The 15,608-nt window shown below is 62.3% G+C and carries 14 protein-coding genes and 1 tRNA gene; 9 read left to right on the plus strand and 6 right to left on the minus strand.

Going from position 1 to position 15,608, the window contains the following annotated elements:
- Positions 1-6: 6 nt before the first annotated feature.
- Positions 7-825 carry an ABC transporter permease gene (locus PXK01_RS20305; protein WP_274848429.1) on the minus strand — a complete coding sequence of 273 codons (819 nt, stop codon included), beginning with the start codon at positions 823-825 and terminating at the stop codon, positions 7-9.
- Between the two features lie 195 nt (positions 826-1,020).
- Between PXK01_RS20305 and PXK01_RS20310 the strand changes: the two genes are divergently transcribed.
- Complete coding sequence (locus PXK01_RS20310) at positions 1,021-1,626, plus strand: GcrA family cell cycle regulator (RefSeq protein WP_274861530.1); 606 nt, start codon at positions 1,021-1,023, stop codon at positions 1,624-1,626.
- Positions 1,627-1,727: 101 nt separating this feature from the next.
- On the opposite strand, the gene PXK01_RS20315 is transcribed toward PXK01_RS20310, so the two are convergent.
- A complete protein-coding gene (locus PXK01_RS20315; protein WP_274848431.1) occupies positions 1,728-2,246 on the minus strand; it encodes a YHS domain-containing (seleno)protein in 519 nt (172 codons plus the stop codon).
- Between the two features lie 273 nt (positions 2,247-2,519).
- Here PXK01_RS20315 and yghU point away from each other — a divergent pair, with 273 nt between their 5' ends.
- Entirely contained in the window at positions 2,520-3,395 is an 876-nt protein-coding gene (yghU, locus tag PXK01_RS20320; RefSeq protein WP_274861532.1) for a glutathione-dependent disulfide-bond oxidoreductase, read from the plus strand.
- Positions 3,396-3,767: 372 nt separating this feature from the next.
- Here yghU and PXK01_RS20325 read toward each other — a convergent pair.
- Positions 3,768-3,857 (minus strand) — tRNA-Ser (locus PXK01_RS20325).
- A 312-nt stretch (positions 3,858-4,169) separates the two neighbouring features.
- On the opposite strand from PXK01_RS20325, the gene PXK01_RS20330 reads away from it, so the two are divergent.
- The 7 genes from PXK01_RS20330 to PXK01_RS20360 all read left to right on the plus strand — a co-directional run bounded on the left by PXK01_RS20330 (position 4,170) and on the right by PXK01_RS20360 (position 10,709).
- The gene (locus PXK01_RS20330) at positions 4,170-5,078 is read left to right on the plus strand and encodes an SPOR domain-containing protein (protein WP_446728467.1); all 909 of its coding nucleotides are present in this window, start codon (positions 4,170-4,172) and stop codon (positions 5,076-5,078) included.
- A gap of 73 nt (positions 5,079-5,151) precedes the next feature.
- Complete coding sequence (locus PXK01_RS20335) at positions 5,152-6,309, plus strand: D-alanyl-D-alanine carboxypeptidase family protein (RefSeq protein ID WP_446728375.1); 1,158 nt, start codon at positions 5,152-5,154, stop codon at positions 6,307-6,309.
- Positions 6,306-6,959, plus strand: a complete 654-nt coding sequence (tmk, locus tag PXK01_RS20340; RefSeq protein ID WP_274848436.1) for a dTMP kinase — start codon at positions 6,306-6,308, stop codon at positions 6,957-6,959. Before PXK01_RS20335 ends, tmk begins: the two co-directional genes overlap by 4 nt.
- The gene (locus PXK01_RS20345; protein WP_274861535.1) at positions 6,956-8,074 is read left to right on the plus strand and encodes a DNA polymerase III subunit delta'; all 1,119 of its coding nucleotides are present in this window, start codon (positions 6,956-6,958) and stop codon (positions 8,072-8,074) included. Before tmk ends, PXK01_RS20345 begins: the two co-directional genes overlap by 4 nt.
- A gap of 59 nt (positions 8,075-8,133) precedes the next feature.
- Positions 8,134-8,946: a TatD family hydrolase gene (locus tag PXK01_RS20350; RefSeq protein WP_274861536.1), complete on the plus strand. Its 813-nt coding sequence runs from the start codon at positions 8,134-8,136 to the stop codon at positions 8,944-8,946.
- Positions 8,946-9,743, plus strand: a complete 798-nt coding sequence (locus tag PXK01_RS20355) for an MBL fold metallo-hydrolase (protein ID WP_274848442.1) — start codon at positions 8,946-8,948, stop codon at positions 9,741-9,743. The genes PXK01_RS20350 and PXK01_RS20355 overlap by 1 nt, the downstream gene beginning before the upstream one ends.
- Positions 9,744-9,776: 33 nt before the next feature.
- Positions 9,777-10,709, plus strand: a complete 933-nt coding sequence (locus PXK01_RS20360) for an AEC family transporter (protein WP_274861537.1) — start codon at positions 9,777-9,779, stop codon at positions 10,707-10,709.
- Positions 10,710-10,825: 116 nt separating this feature from the next.
- On the opposite strand, the gene PXK01_RS20365 is transcribed toward PXK01_RS20360, so the two are convergent.
- The 3 genes from PXK01_RS20365 to PXK01_RS20375 all read right to left on the minus strand — a co-directional run.
- Entirely contained in the window at positions 10,826-11,869 is a 1,044-nt protein-coding gene (locus PXK01_RS20365; RefSeq protein WP_274861538.1) for a hypothetical protein, read from the minus strand.
- A gap of 21 nt (positions 11,870-11,890) precedes the next feature.
- A complete protein-coding gene (locus PXK01_RS20370; protein ID WP_274861539.1) occupies positions 11,891-12,436 on the minus strand; it encodes a hypothetical protein in 546 nt (181 codons plus the stop codon).
- Between the two features lie 30 nt (positions 12,437-12,466).
- Positions 12,467-15,608: LamG-like jellyroll fold domain-containing protein (locus PXK01_RS20375; protein ID WP_274861540.1), on the minus strand; the 3,142-nt coding region annotated here is incomplete at its 5' end.

The following is a 15,608-nucleotide window of genomic DNA, read 5'->3' on the forward strand; positions in this document are numbered from 1 at the left end:
GGTCGATCAGGCCTTGAGCCGATAGCCCTTGCGCAGCATCACCCAGGCCAGAAGACAGACCGCAAACGTCGCGCCAAGGCAGACGACAAACCCCAGCACGGGCGAGCTGTCCGAGGTGCCGATCACCCCGTAGCGCACCCCGTCGATCAGGTAAAAGACCGGATTGGCGTGGGAAATCCCCCGCAGAACCGGCGGCAATGCCTCGACCGAATAAAAGGTGCCTGAAAGGAACGCCAACGGGGTCACGATGAAATTGGTGATCGCCGCCATCTGGTCGAACTTGTCGGCAAAGACGCCTGCGACAATGCCCAGCCCGCCCAGGAAGGCCGCGCCCAGCACCACGAAGACAAGCGCGATCAGCGGATGCGTCGGCACGATCTGCAAGACCAGCATCAGCCCCAGGCCGATCGCCAGCGCCACGATCACGCCGCGCGCGACAGCACCCGCCAGGTAGCCCAGAAGCAGCTCCAGCCCGGACAGGGGCGGCATCAGCGTATCGACGATATTGCCCTGCACCTTGGAAATCACGATGGAGGACGAGGTATTGGCAAAGGCGTTCTGGATCACCGTCATCATCATGATCCCCGGCGCCAGGAAGGTCAGGAAGGGTACCCCCATCACATCGCCCCGCTTGGGGCCGATGGCGATATTGAAGATCATCAGGAACAGCGCCGCCGTCATCAAGGGGGCCAGCAGGGTCTGGGTCCAGACCACGGAAAACCGCTTGATCTCGCGCCCTGCAAGGGTCTGCAGGCCCAGCCAGTTTACCGAGCCAAAGCGGCGCTCTCCCATTCCGACCCGATATGCCTGATCCGTCTCGCTCATGGGGTTTGCTCCTTCGTTCTCTGTTCCCTGCGCGGCCAGAGGGCGTTCGATCCACGCTCCCTTTGCATAGCTGCTGCGCCCACAGGCGCAAGACGCCTTGTAACTCGGGCGTCAGTGATTAAAATAGGCCCTCGTATCGGAACTCGATGGCGGCCGCAGGATTCTGGGGCCGCTTTCAGCTTGGAAAGGCAACATATGTCCTGGACAGACGAGCGCGTCGAACTGCTCAAGAAAATGTGGGGCGAGGGCCAATCGGCCAGCCAGATCGCCAAGGAGCTGGGCGGGGTCACCCGCAATGCGGTGATCGGCAAGGTGCATCGCCTCGGCCTGTCCAACCGGGCCACCGGTGGCGCAAAATCCGCCGAACCCAAGGAAAAGCCCGCAGCAGCATCAGCCGCGCCCAAACCGGCCGCCAAGCCGAAACCCCAGCCAAAGGCAGAGCCGAAGACGGAACCGGCCCGCGCCGCCGCTCCGGCCGCGTCTGCAGCGGCCCCCGAAACCAAGGCCGCCATTCCGGCCCGCAAACAGATCATCCCGGCCGGCCAGCCGCTGCCGCCGCAGCCCTCGGCCAATGAGATCAGCCCCGAGGCGCTGGCCAAGGTCAACGAGGTGGAAAAGAAGGCGAAAAAACTGTCGCTGATGGAGCTGACCGAGCGGACCTGCAAATGGCCCGTGGGCGACCCCGCGACCGAGGATTTCTGGTTCTGCGGCCTGCCGGTTCAGCAGGGCAAACCCTATTGCGAGGCCCATGTCGGCGTTGCCTTCCAGCCGATGAGTTCGCGCCGCGACCGCAAGCGGTAAGAGAGCCTCCAATCGTTCAGACATCGAAAAAAGACCCCGCACGCCTTGTGCCGGGGTCTTTTCTCTATTCAAGCACACGCTCTTTGCTGTGCGAAAGAACCTCACCCCCCTGTGGGTGCGGAGGACTGGAAACTCGGGATCACACGGTCAGAGGCAGCCGCCCCTTCGATACCGGGCCAATTGCCTTCGGCCTTGTTGATATTTCCAGAGATATCCGCTTCCCAAAACCCCACCACGACCGGCGTGATGTTCAGGTAAAGCTTGTCATCGACAATCCGCCACAGGTTCGGATTACCGGGCACCTTGCCGCCCTTGGAAACCCCAAAGGCGCAATGGCCATCGTATTGCGGTGCATAGTAAGCGGGATTGGCCAGGAAGCGGTCCCGGTTTTCCGCGCTGGCAAAGGCAAAGCGGGCGCCGTTGTAGTCGGCGGTGATGTCCGCCCGGCCCGGAACGGCTGCGGGCTGCGCCCCGCCCACGGGGGTCTGGGCCAGGTTGCGATAGGCCACCACATCATAGCCGGAGACGGCAAATCCCGTGCTGTCGATATATTGCTCCCCCGCCAATGCGGATGTTGACAGGATCATCGCCGCAAGGGCGCCCAGTGCAAAACGTTTCATTCCTCATCCTCTTCACTATACACGCGCGGCCGATGCGCAGCGGCATTCTCATGACCCAGCATATCGCTCTGACGCCCGTTGCGAAGCGGACCTCACGCGGCTGTGTCCCTGCGTGAGTGCAGGCCACGCCCTGCGCGCTTGCACGAAAAACATTGCGCCCACAGCTTCCAGTCACTGGAGTTTTTGGAGAGTATCTCTCCTTGAAAGACGTTATCAGACCCGTACCGCGCTGTGCCGCAGCGGGAGTACCAAAACAGGAACAGGGCCATTCACATGAGCGATACCAGCTATACCCCACCAAAAGTCTGGACATGGGAGCAGCAAAGCGGTGGGCGTTTTGCCTCCATCAACCGTCCCATCTCGGGCGCGACCCACGACAAGGAGCTGCCCGCGGGCAAGCATCCCTTCCAGCTGTATTCCCTGGCAACTCCCAACGGGGTCAAGGTCACGGTGATGTTCGAAGAGCTTCTGGCCAAGGGGCACGAAGGCGCCGAATATGACGCCTGGCTGATCAACATCGGCGAAGGCGATCAGTTCGGTTCGGGCTTTGTCGATATCAATCCGAACTCGAAGATCCCTGCCCTGCTGGATCGCAGCGGCGACACCCCGGTGCGGGTCTTCGAATCGGGATCGATCCTGGTGCATCTGGCCGAGAAATTCGGGGAATTCCTGCCCGCCTCGGGACCCGCGCGAACCGAGGTGATGAACTGGCTGTTCTGGCAGATGGGCAGCGCGCCCTACCTGGGCGGCGGCTTTGGCCATTTCTACGCCTATGCACCGGAAAAGTGGCAGTATCCCATCGACCGTTTCGCCATGGAAACCAAGCGTCAGCTTGATGTGCTGGACCGGCAGCTGGCCGAACACGACTTCATCGCAGGCAAGGATTACACCATCGCCGATATCGCGATCTGGCCCTGGTACGGCCAGCTGGTTCTGGGTCGTCTCTACGATGCGGCGGAGTTCCTGGACGTGGAAAGCTACAAGAATGTCATGCGTTGGGCCAAGGCGATCGACGCCCGCCCCGCCGTCAGCCGCGGCCGCATGGTCAACCGCGCCTTTGGCGAATTGCACACGCAACTGCGTGAACGCCATGATGCCAGCGATTTCGACACCCGCACCCAGGACAAGCTGGAAGCGGGCGACAGCTGACAGGCGCAGAGGGCAAGCCGCAGCACTCCCGCGCCCGCAGTCTCGCCCCGGCCTTTCGGCCGGATCAAGCCTTGGCGGCCTTGGGCCCCGCGCCGCAGCAAGCTGCGGCGCGGCAGCGCGCGCTGAAGCGTTTTCGGGTTGATTGGTTTGGCCCTGTGGAGACGACCGCGATCACAGGTCAAAATACGCCTGTTGCTGCCATAAAACATCCCAACGGGACGCGGCAGAAACACCTGAAAAAGAGCCGTAACCCCTTCTGGACAATGACCCATCGGATCGTGTGCCAGGGAAACGCTTTGGCAAACCCCGGGCTGCCACCAGTGCAGCAGTCCAATCAGGTGGCAGGGCACAGTGTAATTTCGTTTGATGTGGTGGCGGGGAGACAGGGATTCGAACCCTGGGAACGCTCTCACGTTCAACGGTTTTCAAGACCGCCGCATTCGACCACTCTGCCACCTCCCCGGTCCGCAGGCGGTTTAGGCTGCACGCGACCTACGTGCAAGGAAAATCGCGCCCCCGGAAAGCCGCAGAGATGCGAAGCCGCGCAAAAACATGCCAATCACGATGCTTTTGATCCATGGCATCGGCGACAGGGTTTTCATGGCCCCGGACGCAGGCTATCATCACCAAAAAGCACAACCGCGACCGGCAAACCCGGCACAGGCAGAACGCCAAGATGAGCACAGGCAGGGGAACATCATGACACAGGCCAAGAAAACATGGGCCAAGATGACACGGGCCAAAACGGTTGAAGGCACCATCGCTCAGGCCAAGATGACGCGGGCGAAGCCGATCAGCGCCACACCATACCGCGCGGCAGGTGCACGGGCCTGCGTTGCAGCCGTCAGCCTGCTGTTGCTCGCCGCCTGCGAAGACGGCGCGGGCCTGCCCTTCCTGCAGGCAAAGGACAGTTCCGCCGCTGCGGTTCCCGCCTCGAACCGCACCAAGCTGGTGGAACGCGACGTGGAATCTCCGGATGTCTTCCAGGTGACCGAAGCCGGGCTTTGGGATGGCCGCCCCTCGCTTGGCGGTGTCTGGGTGGCGCATCCCGATGCGCAGGATCCCGAGCGGGTGATCATCCGCAACAGCGCCAACGGGAAATTCGTGATCGGCGCCCTGTTCCGGCGCGAGCGCGAGATCCCCGGACCGCGCATCCAGGCCTCATCCGACGCGGCCGCTGCCCTGGGCATGCTGGCCGGCGCCCCGGTCGAATTGAACGTGACCGCCCTGCGCCGCGAAGCCGCCCCGGAAGAGGTTGCTCCAGACGCGGTGGACGTGGCCGAGACCGATACGCAAGAGGCCCCGCCCGCGCCCAGTGCCGTTTCCGAAACAGCGCTTGACCCCATTGCAGGCGCGGCGGCGGCAATCGAAGCCTCGGCGCCGCCCCCCGCGCCCCAAGCCACCGCTGCAGCAGCCCCCACCAAGCCGCCGAAACAGCGCGTCTCGCCGCTCGACAAACCCTTTATCCAGATCGGCATCTTCAGCGTCGAGGCAAATGCCGAACGTACCGCAGGACAGATGCGCAACGCGGGCATGATTCCGACCGTCTATGAGCAATCCTCCAACGGCAAGCCCTTCTGGCGTGTGCTGGTCGGCCCCGCTTACAGCAAGAGCGAGCGCAGCCAATTGCTGAAAAGCGTCAAGGCCACCGGTTTCTCGGATGCCTACGCTGTGACCAATTGAGCCTGGCAAAGGCCCGGATTGAACTCTGACCCACAAGGATGACACAGCCGTGATCGATCTTGTCAAAACCGCTCTGAAATGCACCGTTTCGGCCGGGGTTTTCCTGGCCCTCGGCACCGTCTCGGCGGCGGCTTTCGATACCAAGGCGCGCGCCGCCTATGTGCTGGACCAGGGCACCGACACGGTGCTTCTGGCCAAGAACGCGGACCAACCGCTACCACCGGCCTCCATGTCCAAGCTGATGACACTTTATGTGGCCTTTGAGGCCCTGCGCGATGGGCGTCTGACCCTGGATGAACGCCTGCCGGTCAGCGAACACGCGATGAGCTACGGCGGCTCCACCATGTTCCTGGACACCACCGACCGGGTGCGGGTCGAGGATCTGATCCGCGGCATCATCGTCCTGTCCGGCAACGATGCCTGCGCGGTGATCGCAGAAGCGCTGAGCCCCGATGGCACCGAGGCCGGTTTTGCCCGCTACATGACCAAACGCGCCGCCGAACTGGGGATGGTGAACGCCAGCTTTGCCAATTCCAACGGCTGGCCAGCAGCAGGCCACCGGATGTCGATGCGCGACCTCGGCATACTCGCCGAACGGCTGATCGAGGATTTCCCGCAGTATTATCCCCTGTTTTCCGAACGGTCCTTTGAGTTCGACGGGCGCGCGCCCTCCAATACGCGCAACCGCAACCCGCTTTTGTCGCTGGGCATCGGCGCCGACGGCTTGAAGACCGGCCACACCAGCGAAGCAGGCTACGGCCTGGTCGGCTCTGCCAAACAGGGCGAGCGGCGGGTGATCTTCGTGATCACCGGGTTGGACAGCACCAAGGCCCGCGCAGAGGAGGCCGAGGCCCTGGTTAACTGGTCGTTTCGCCAATTTACCCAAAAAACCATCGCCAAGGCCGGTGTCCCGGTTGCCGAAGCCGAGGTCTGGCGTGGAGCTGAACGATCGGTAGGCCTGGTGCCCGCCGAAGACCTGACGATCCTGCTCCCGGCCCTGACCGGCAAGGACGTCAACGCCGAGATCGTCTACACCGGCCCGATTGACGCCCCGATCGAGAAAGGCCAAAAGCTGGCGGAACTTGTGCTGCAGCCGGACGAGCTGCCCGAGGTGCGCCTGCCGCTGGTGGCAGAGCGGGACGTTGCCGCAGGCGGCTTTCCGGTGCGGGTGAAAACCGCCGCACAGGTGCTGATCAAACGCTTCTTGAGCGGCCCCGAGGAGGCGATGTGACAACCGATACGACCGCTGGCCTGTTCATCACCTTCGAAGGCATCGACGGGTCGGGCAAATCCACGCAATGCAGGCTCCTGGCCGAAGCCTTGCAATCCGCCGGGCATGAGGTGGTGCTGACGCGAGAGCCGGGCGGCTCTGCCGGTGCCGAGGAGATCCGCCGCATGGTGCTGGAGGGCGATCCCGACAAATGGTCCGCCGAGACGGAGATCCTGTTGTTCACCGCCGCCCGCCGCGATCACCTGGAGCGCACCATCGAACCGGCGCTCGCTGCCCGGAAGATCGTGATCTGCGACCGCTTTGCCGACAGCACCCGCATGTATCAGGGCCTGTCGCGCGGTGATCTGCGCGACACCGTGGACCGCTTGCACACCATGATGATCGGCCGCGAACCGGATCTGACCTTTCTGATCGACATGGACCCGGCCAAGGGCCTTGCCCGTGCCAAGGGCCGCCAGGGCACCGAGGAGCGGTTCGAGGATTTCGGCCTCGCGCTACAGGAAAAGATGCGCGCCGGTTTCCTCAGCCTCGCGGAAGAATTCGCAGACCGCTTCTGCGTTCTGGACGGTGATCGCCCGGTGGATGATGTCGCCGCCGATGTGCTGGCCTGCGCGCAAAAACGCCTGTCTCCGGCAGAGGCCCGCGCATGAGCGGCGAAGACGAGCTGCCCCGCGCCGATCAGGCCGCAGGCGCGCCGCATCCGCGCGAGACATTGCGGATCTTTGGCCAGGAGAAGGCCGAAGCAGATTTCCTCACCGCCTTCAATTCCGACCGGCTGCACCATGGCTGGCTGCTCACCGGCCCGCAGGGCGTGGGCAAGGCAACGCTGGCCTGGCGCATTGCGCGCTTCCTGCTGGCAACCCCGCCAGCCGAGGACGGGCTGTTCGGAGCGCCGCCGCCCGCGACCTCGCTCGATATCGACCACGATCATCCGGTCTCCCACCGCATTCACGCGCTGGCAGAGCCTGGCCTGGCGGCAATCACCCGCAGCTACAATGATAAGGGCAAGCTGCGCGATCAGATCGTGGTCGATGACATTCGTGCGCTCAACCGGTTCTTTGGCCTTTCGGCCACCGATGGCGGGCGGCGCGTGGTGATCGTGGATGCGGCGGATGAGATGAACCCGAGTGCCGCCAACGCGCTTTTGAAGATGCTGGAAGAGCCGCCCGCGCGCACCACCATGTTCCTGATCTCGCACCAGCCCTCGCGGCTGTTGCCGACGATCCGCTCGCGCTGCCGCACCCTGCGCCTGGGCCCGCTTTCAGCAGAAGACATGCAGGCCGCATTGGTTCAATCCGCAGCCGATCTGCCGGAAAACCCCGATCACCTTGCGGCGCTGGCTGCGGGATCGGTTGGCGCTGCGCTGCGTCTATTGAACCTGGGCGGTCTCAAGACCTATGGCGAGCTGGTGCAGATCCTCGACTCCCTGCCCCGGCTTGACCGCCAACGCGCCCTTGCCTTGGCGGAAACCGCCGCACAGCGCGGCGGAGCCGAAAAATTCGAACTGCTCCTGACATTGGTGGAATTTGCCATGGCGCGTCTTGCCCGCACCGGCGCCACCGGCCAGCCCCCCCATCCCGAAGCCGCAACAGGCGAAGCGGCGATGCTGACCAGGCTGGCACCCGATCCGCTGAAAGGGCGAGCCTGGGCGGATCTGTCGGCCGAGGCAACCGCGCGGGCGCGCCACGGGCAGGCGGTGAACCTTGACCCCGCCGCCCTAGTTCTAGATACGGTTTTCAAGATGCAGGATACCGCGTCGCGCTGACCCACCGTTTTGACGGGCTTTACAGGGGGCTGCGGCGCAAGAAGGCGACGAGAGACAGCATGAGCAGCAGCACCCTCCCCCAGATCACCGACAGCCACTGCCATCTGGATTTCCCGGATTTTGAGGGCGAGCTGGACCAGGTGATCGCCCGCGCCGCCGAGGCCGGTGTCACGCGCATGGTCACCATCTGCACCAAGCTGAAGAACGAACCCGCGGTGCGCGCCATCGCCGAGGCGCATGATCCGGTCTTCTATGCCGCGGGCACCCACCCGATGAGCGCGGCGGATGAGCCGCTGGTCAGTGTTGAAGACTTGGTCGCCCTCGCCAAACATCCCAAGTTCGTGGGCATCGGCGAGACGGGTCTTGATTATCACTACACCGCCGACAGTGCCGAGATTCAGCAGACCTCCCTGCGCACCCATATCGCGGCCGCGCGCGAAACCGGCCTGCCGCTGATCATCCATGCCCGCGCCGCCGATGACGATATGGCGCGCATCCTGGCGGAAGAGATGCAAAACGGCAGCTATTCTTGCGTCATGCATTGCTTCTCTTCCTCGGCAGAGCTGGCACGGGCCGCGCTGGACCTGGGGTTTTACCTGTCTATGTCTGGCATCGCTGCCTTCCCCAAAAGCCAGGAGCTGCGCGATATCTTTGCCGCCGCCCCCGTGGACCGCATCCTGGTCGAGACCGATGCCCCCTATCTGGCGCCGCCGCCGCACCGGGGCAAGCGCAACGAGCCCGCCTATACGGCCCATACCGCCAGGGTCGGCGCCGAGGCCTTTGGCCTGGACTACGCCGATTTTGCCGCCCGCACCCAGGAGAACTTTGACCGGCTGTTCTGGAAGGTCGCACAACATAAGGCGGCCGCGTGATGGCAGAGCTGCGTTACACAATCCTCGGCAGCGGATCCTCGGGCGGGGTGCCGCGCCTTGGCGGTCATTGGGGTGATTGCGACCCGGACAATCCGCGCAACACAAGGCGGCGCTGCTCGATGCTGGTCGAACGGGATGGCCCCGATGGCACCACGACGGTGCTGATCGACACCTCCCCCGATATGCGCAGCCAGCTGCTGGATGCAAATGTCGGGCGGCTGGATGCCGTGGTCTACACCCATTCCCACGCGGACCACGTGCATGGCATCGACGATCTGCGGATGATCGTCTTCAACATGCGCGCGCGCATCCCTGTCTATGCGGATGGCGATACGCAGAACGCGCTCCTGTCGCGGTTTGGCTATGCCTTCGTGCAGCCCGAAGGCTCCCCCTACCCGCCGATCCTGGATCTGCACAGCATCAATGGTCCGTTCAGCATCAATGGCCCCGGCGGCGAGATCCCCTTCCGCCCCTTCGAGGTCGGTCATGGCTCGATAGACGCGCTTGGCTTTCGGATCGGCGGCCTGGCCTATCTGCCCGATGTGATCGAGATCCCCGACGCCGCCCTGCCAGAGCTTACCGATCTGGACTGCTGGGTTCTGGATGCGCTGCGCCGCACGCCCCACCCCACCCATTTCAGCATGGGCCAGGCGCTGGAGTGGATCGACCGCATGCAGCCTCGCCGCGCGGTTCTGACCAATATGCATATCGACATGGATTACGCCACGGTCGAGGCCGAAACTCCGGATCACATCACCCCTGCCTATGATGGCATGGTGATCCGCGTCCCCCTCTAGGGCCGCCCGCCAGCGCCGCCAAAGGATCCATAGATGCTGCAAAGCCTGATCGACGTCATCCTGCCCGTTTTCCTGGTCGTCGCGGCAGGCTATGCCGCCACGCGCAAAGGCTATTTCACCCAAAGCCACATCGAAGGCCTGATGAATTTCACCCAGAGCTTTGCCATTCCCTGCCTTCTGTTTCGCGCCATTGCCAATCTGGACCTGAGCAGCAGTTTCGATCCGATCCTGCTGATCAGTTTCTACACCGGCGCGGGGACCTGTTTCCTGATCGGGCTGTTCGGCGCCCGGCTGATCTTCAAACGCGACTGGGAAGACTGCGTCGCCATCGGGTTTTGCTGTCTCTTTTCCAACTCGGTTCTCCTGGGGCTGCCCATCACCGAGCGCGCCTTTGGCCCGGACAACCTGGTTGGCAACTACGCGATCATCGCCTTTCACGCGCCGTTTTGCTACGGCATCGGCATCACGGTGATGGAGATCGTCAAGAACCGCGGCCGGGGCAACGTGCAGATGGCGCGATCTGTCCTGAAAGCCATGTTCAACAACGTGCTGATCCTGGGCATTGCCCTGGGGTTCATCTTCAACCTGACAGGGCTGACCATCCCCGGCACGATCGATGACGCCCTGCAACTGCTGATCCGCGCCGCCCTGCCGGCCGCCCTGTTTGCCCTTGGCGGCGTGCTGGTGCAATACCGCCCCGAAGGCGATCTGCGCACCATCGCCTTTGTCTGCGTCACCGCCCTGATGGTGCATCCGGCCATTGTCTGGACCCTGGGCAGCACCCTGGGCCTGAAACAGGACCTGTTCCGTTCAGGCGTTCTGAATGCCGCCATGGCGCCGGGGTTCAACGCCTATATCTTTGCCAATATGTACGGGCGGGCCCGCCGCGTTGCGGCCTCTTCGGTGCTGATTGCCACCGGGGCGTCGATCCTGACCGTCTGGTTCTGGCTTGAAGTGCTGATGTAGAGACACCGCCATGCCGGCACCCACCTGTCTGTGCAGGGACGCCCCGTGCCGCAAAGGGGCTTTCGGGACGTCACTGGGATGGGCGTATTGGCGCCTGAACGCTGGGTGATTCCGGTTCAATCGAACATATCAGGGCCGCTTTCAAAGAAATCAGCCCCGCAGGAGCCGACTGTCACGGTCTTGACCGGACCGCCGCGCACCGTCATCCGCATCGCTCCGGTTTCCGGATCCGTCCCTGCAACCTCACCAATGGCATAAAGAACATGGTCTTCGGTCAACAACAGCTTGCCGATGATCTCGACCTGGGGGGTGCCCTTTTCGGGCCAGGTGCCGCCGCTCTTGAAGAACAGTTCGACCGTGAACAGCGAACTCCACTGCGCGGGGATGGTCTTGTCGGTCCAGCTGACGCCGAAATCAAATTCGGTGGTCCCGTCGGCATCCTTCTCATTGGTCTTGATCAGCGCCTCTCCATCCAAGGGCGTGCCCGAGGTCACCTTGTAATGGGTGCCGGTGGGAATGTTCTTGAACCGCACGTCCAGATCCACCGTCGCTGTCTGTTCGCCCTGGTTATAGCGTGCATCCATGATCTGCTGCGGCTTGTTGCCCCGCACCATCTGCACATTGCGTTGGGCGATATTGGCATTGTTGGACATGACACTCGCCAGGCTGTCGATATTGTTGGCGCCTGCCACCGGGTTGCCATGATCGGGTGTCTCGGAAATGGCAATCATGCAATAGTGATCCGATACGTCAGCCGGGATCCAGCGGAAGGGATCCGTCGACGCCCCGATTGCGCCCGCGCCAATGGTGAAATCGGGCCGCTTGTTGTTGGTCGAGGTCCCGAGCTGATTGTCCTCCCACAGGTAGGGGTAAAGCAGGATGTTCGGCTCGGCGTAATACAGGGTCCAATGCCCCGAAAGCTCTGCTTCGGTGTAGTTCTTGCCACGTACATAGAGGTAGTTCGGGCGGCCGATGTTCAGGGCGTTTGGATAGCTTTTGTCGTAGTTGTTGGGATCCGTGAGGATCGACGGATCCTGATAGGGTTCGGAATTCGGAGCAATGATGATGTCGGGGGATTGCGAGGAAGAACTGCGCGGAACGGTGCCATCTTCCCCGATTTTTGCGCGCACGACGATGCCGGGCCAGGTTTCTTCAGCCATGATAGTCTCCTTTCTATGGGGTTAGCCCAGATCGATATGCAGCTTTTCCAGCAAGGTTTGTTTCACCGGACCACCGCCGCCGCCTTCGAGTGAGGACAGCGTGAGGGTGACGGCGCTGTTGGCGGTCAGGGCCTCCGGCTTCTTGATCCAGATCGCAATGGCGAATTCGGTTTCCCCGGCCTTCGCCGGTTGCGCCGAGACGCTGAAATTGCCGTCGCCCGACATGCTCCGGCGATTGACCGTGAGATCCCCGGTGCTGGACTGGACCGCGATTTCACTCTCTGCGGGGATGTCGCTCCAGCGCAGTTCCAGCTCCAGATCAGAGATCCGCGCATCCTGCGTGAAAAGAGCGCCAATGGTGATTGTCGCCGGATCAACCACATCGACATCACCGGTCAGCGACACGACGCTGAAGGTCAGATCGCCCCCTTGTTCTTTGGAAATGGTGAACCCGGTCGATCCGTTCATCGACGAGCCGCCGGAAATGGTGCCCACCGTGGTCTGCAAGGCCGAGGACAGGCCGGTGTGAAATCCGGTCAGGGTCAAGGTCGTGTTTACATCACTCATCCTAAGTCTCCTTTGTTGAAATTCCGGCAATCAGCTCAAGGCGTAGGCCTCGGCCTCGTATTTCGAGATCATGTAGTCCAAGAGATCGCTGCGCAGTTCGGCCAGCTCGATGAAATCGGTCGAGCCATAGACCTGCGCCGCGGCAAAGAAATCCGTCCACCACGGCACGATATCCTTCAAAAGACCGGGCTTAGCCCCGGTGCCCAACATCTGATCGATGGCCTCGCCTATCTCGGTCGGGGTCGGATTGGGCACGGTGATCAGCTCATCCATCACGCCAAGGACCCAATGGTTCGATGCCAGGTTGGCGGGCGCCACGATATTGGGGGCGGTGGTATTGTCGCGCACCGGCTGGAAGGGCGCAGGCACGCGGCTGACATAGGTGGTTCGATACAGGATCCGCCACGGCTCTGTCGGGTTTGCGATCGCCTCGCGCATGGCATTGGCAGCCGCGCTGGTGCAATTGTTGAGCCAGTTCTGGTCCACCACCTGGTTGAGTGCGGTGAAATTCTCTTCCTTGGGCGCCAGCATGAAGGACATGTAGCGGTAGCCATCCACCTTGCCCGGTGCGGGGCTTGTCTCATAGCCGAGGAATTCCAGCTCTCCCTTGTCGTTCATATGCAGCTTGGGGGCTGGCAGGAAATCGGTTGGATCGACGGTGCAGGACAGCGAGAAGGAATTCGCCGCCGTATCGGCCTTGCTGGCGCTCATGGTGAATGCACCGCCGAACATCGCGTCCGTTTCGATGTAATAGCCCCCGAAGGGCGTGCCGATATCGGATTTCAGCTCGGCGCCCAACGCGAATTTCAGATCGCTGGCGCCGCTGTGTTTCTCCATATAGCTGTTGGCCACGCTCTGTTCCTCGCGGCGCAGCCCCCCTGCAGCGGTCCAGACGTAGGTATTGACCAGGGATCGCTTGTTCACCTTGGCCGCAAAGTCATAGGCCGGGTTTTCCTTCAGCTTGGATTTCACGGCCCCCATGGACCCCAGAACACTGTAGCGGGTGGTGTCGAACTGGTCGTGATAGGCCTTGAGCTGCTCTTCCTGTTTTTCGATCTTTCTTTTCAGATCATAGGCTTCGACCGGCTTGAAGTAGCTGCCTCGCTCTTCGTTCGCGCCGGGGTAGTCAGGATCGTTGACCAGGCCGACCTTACCGTCCAACGTGCCGTTCTTGACGTATTTGGGGTTGATCGGAAAATCGATGATATTGCTGTCGATCGGGATCGTGTCGTTGGGCACCAGGGTATAGCCCACCGGCGTTTGCGTCCCCTTCAGCGCCTGCATGTACATGTCGGCCACCGCGGATTTCACCACGGCAGAGCCGATATTGTTCTGGATGTAGCGCCGCCCCACGGTCGGATTGAGGATATTGTCGGCAGGCTCCCAGGCTCCGGCAGGCGCAAAGGAAGAGGTCAGGGTTTCGGTATATTCATGGCTTTGCGATACATCATCGCTGGAGCCGATCCCCCCCGAAAGTGTCACCTTGCCGCCCAGGGTGAACTTGTTCTCCAAGACCTGGGTTTCAGCCTCTGCCCCCACCCCGACCGAGGTGCTGGTCTCGCTCTTTTGATAGAAGCCGCCGGTGAAGTTGAACTCCGATATGAACTGGGCCGAGCTGCTGGCCTCAAAGGACCAGGTCTTGGCATCGCTTTCCACATAGGTCACCGAGGAAATGCTGGCATAGGCCGAAGCGGGCCCGCCCATGTCGCCAGACCAATAGGCCAGGGTCTGGTTTTCGCTCGGCAGCGGGGGACCACCCTCGATATAGCCGATGATCGACGGTTTGGTCTGCACCTGCCCGACGTAGATCGTATCGAGATCGCCGACCTTGTAACCCAGTTGCAGCACGGTGGTTTCTGCCGGGGTCGTATAGAAATACCCCCGCATCATTACCGAGTAGAGCTTGTCATAGGCATCACGTTGGGTGCTGGCATATTCGATGACGCTGGGCGCGTCGGACAGCTGCGCCACGGCATAGGCCGCCACCCCACCCAGGGCATTGACCACGGTATCCGCTTCGTTCTGGATGGGCGCCGCGTCCGAGGTCCAGCCAGGCACCGCCGAACTTGGCACCACGGTGCCATTGTTGCCGGTGCCGGTGGCATCATAGATCACGTCACCCGAGCCTGCCTCTATCTTCCAATAGCCGCAAAGCCCGGTTTCCCCCCCCACATAGGGCGTGTTGCGAGCCTCGGCGATCTGCTGCAGGGTCAGGCGGATATCAAACAGCCGGATATCATCCAGCTGTCCCCTGAAGGGCAGCGTCGAGCCGCTGTCGCCCTTCAGCGCACCAAAAGTGAACTGGCTGGTGCCATAGCCCCCGACATCCGCCGCCGACTTGCGCTGCGGGATCGATGCGCCGCCGTCCACATAGATCGCCGCCTGCGACACATCCTGCCATACCGTCCACAGCTGGTTCGACGTCAGCACCATGGCGTTGTTCTTGGTCACATCCTTGGCGGTCTTGCCGTCCTGGTCGGCAAAATCCCATCCCGCCACCAGCCCGTCGGTGCTGCTGGGATAGCCATGGAACTTATAGACCTGCGTGATCTCGGCGGAGTTCAGCGTCCGGCTCCAGACCCGCGCATGAGACAAAAGGCCCTGGAAATTGAAAGTCTTCTTGCCTGAAATACCCATGTAGAAAGGGCTGTCCTCGCTCTTGAAGGAGACCGGCTGTGTCAGGTCTTCCTTGTCGACCGGGGTCATCGCCAACTGCCCGTTCACATAGACCGAGGCCCGCAGGAAGTACTTGGTCTCCACCATGCCGGAGGACCCGGTGCTATTGGCTACCGCCCCGGTGGTGAAGTTCACCACCACGTGATTGGTCTTGCCCAGCTCCACCGGCGCCGCAATCGGCGGAGCACTATAGGTCTTTGGCGGATCCTGGTAGGTTTCACTGGCCTGCTCCAGCTCCAGTTGCAGGTTCACCTGACCCAACGTGTCGAGATAGAGCGAATAGCTCCCCGGTTTTTCAAAGATCACCTGTTTGGAATTGGCACTCTGCGGGACCATCCAGATCTCAAGCGCCAGATCCGACCCCGGCTTGAAGGCATCGCCATCAGTCACCTTGCCGGAATTCGCCCCGCCGAGATCGACTGTGAACGGCGGAGCAATACTCGGCCACGGTAGCGACGGCATAGTGTTGTCGCGGGCGGCGTAAAAGTCGTCCACT

The organism is Phaeobacter sp. PT47_59, from assembly GCF_028890025.1.
Classification (GTDB): domain Bacteria; phylum Pseudomonadota; class Alphaproteobacteria; order Rhodobacterales; family Rhodobacteraceae; genus Phycobacter.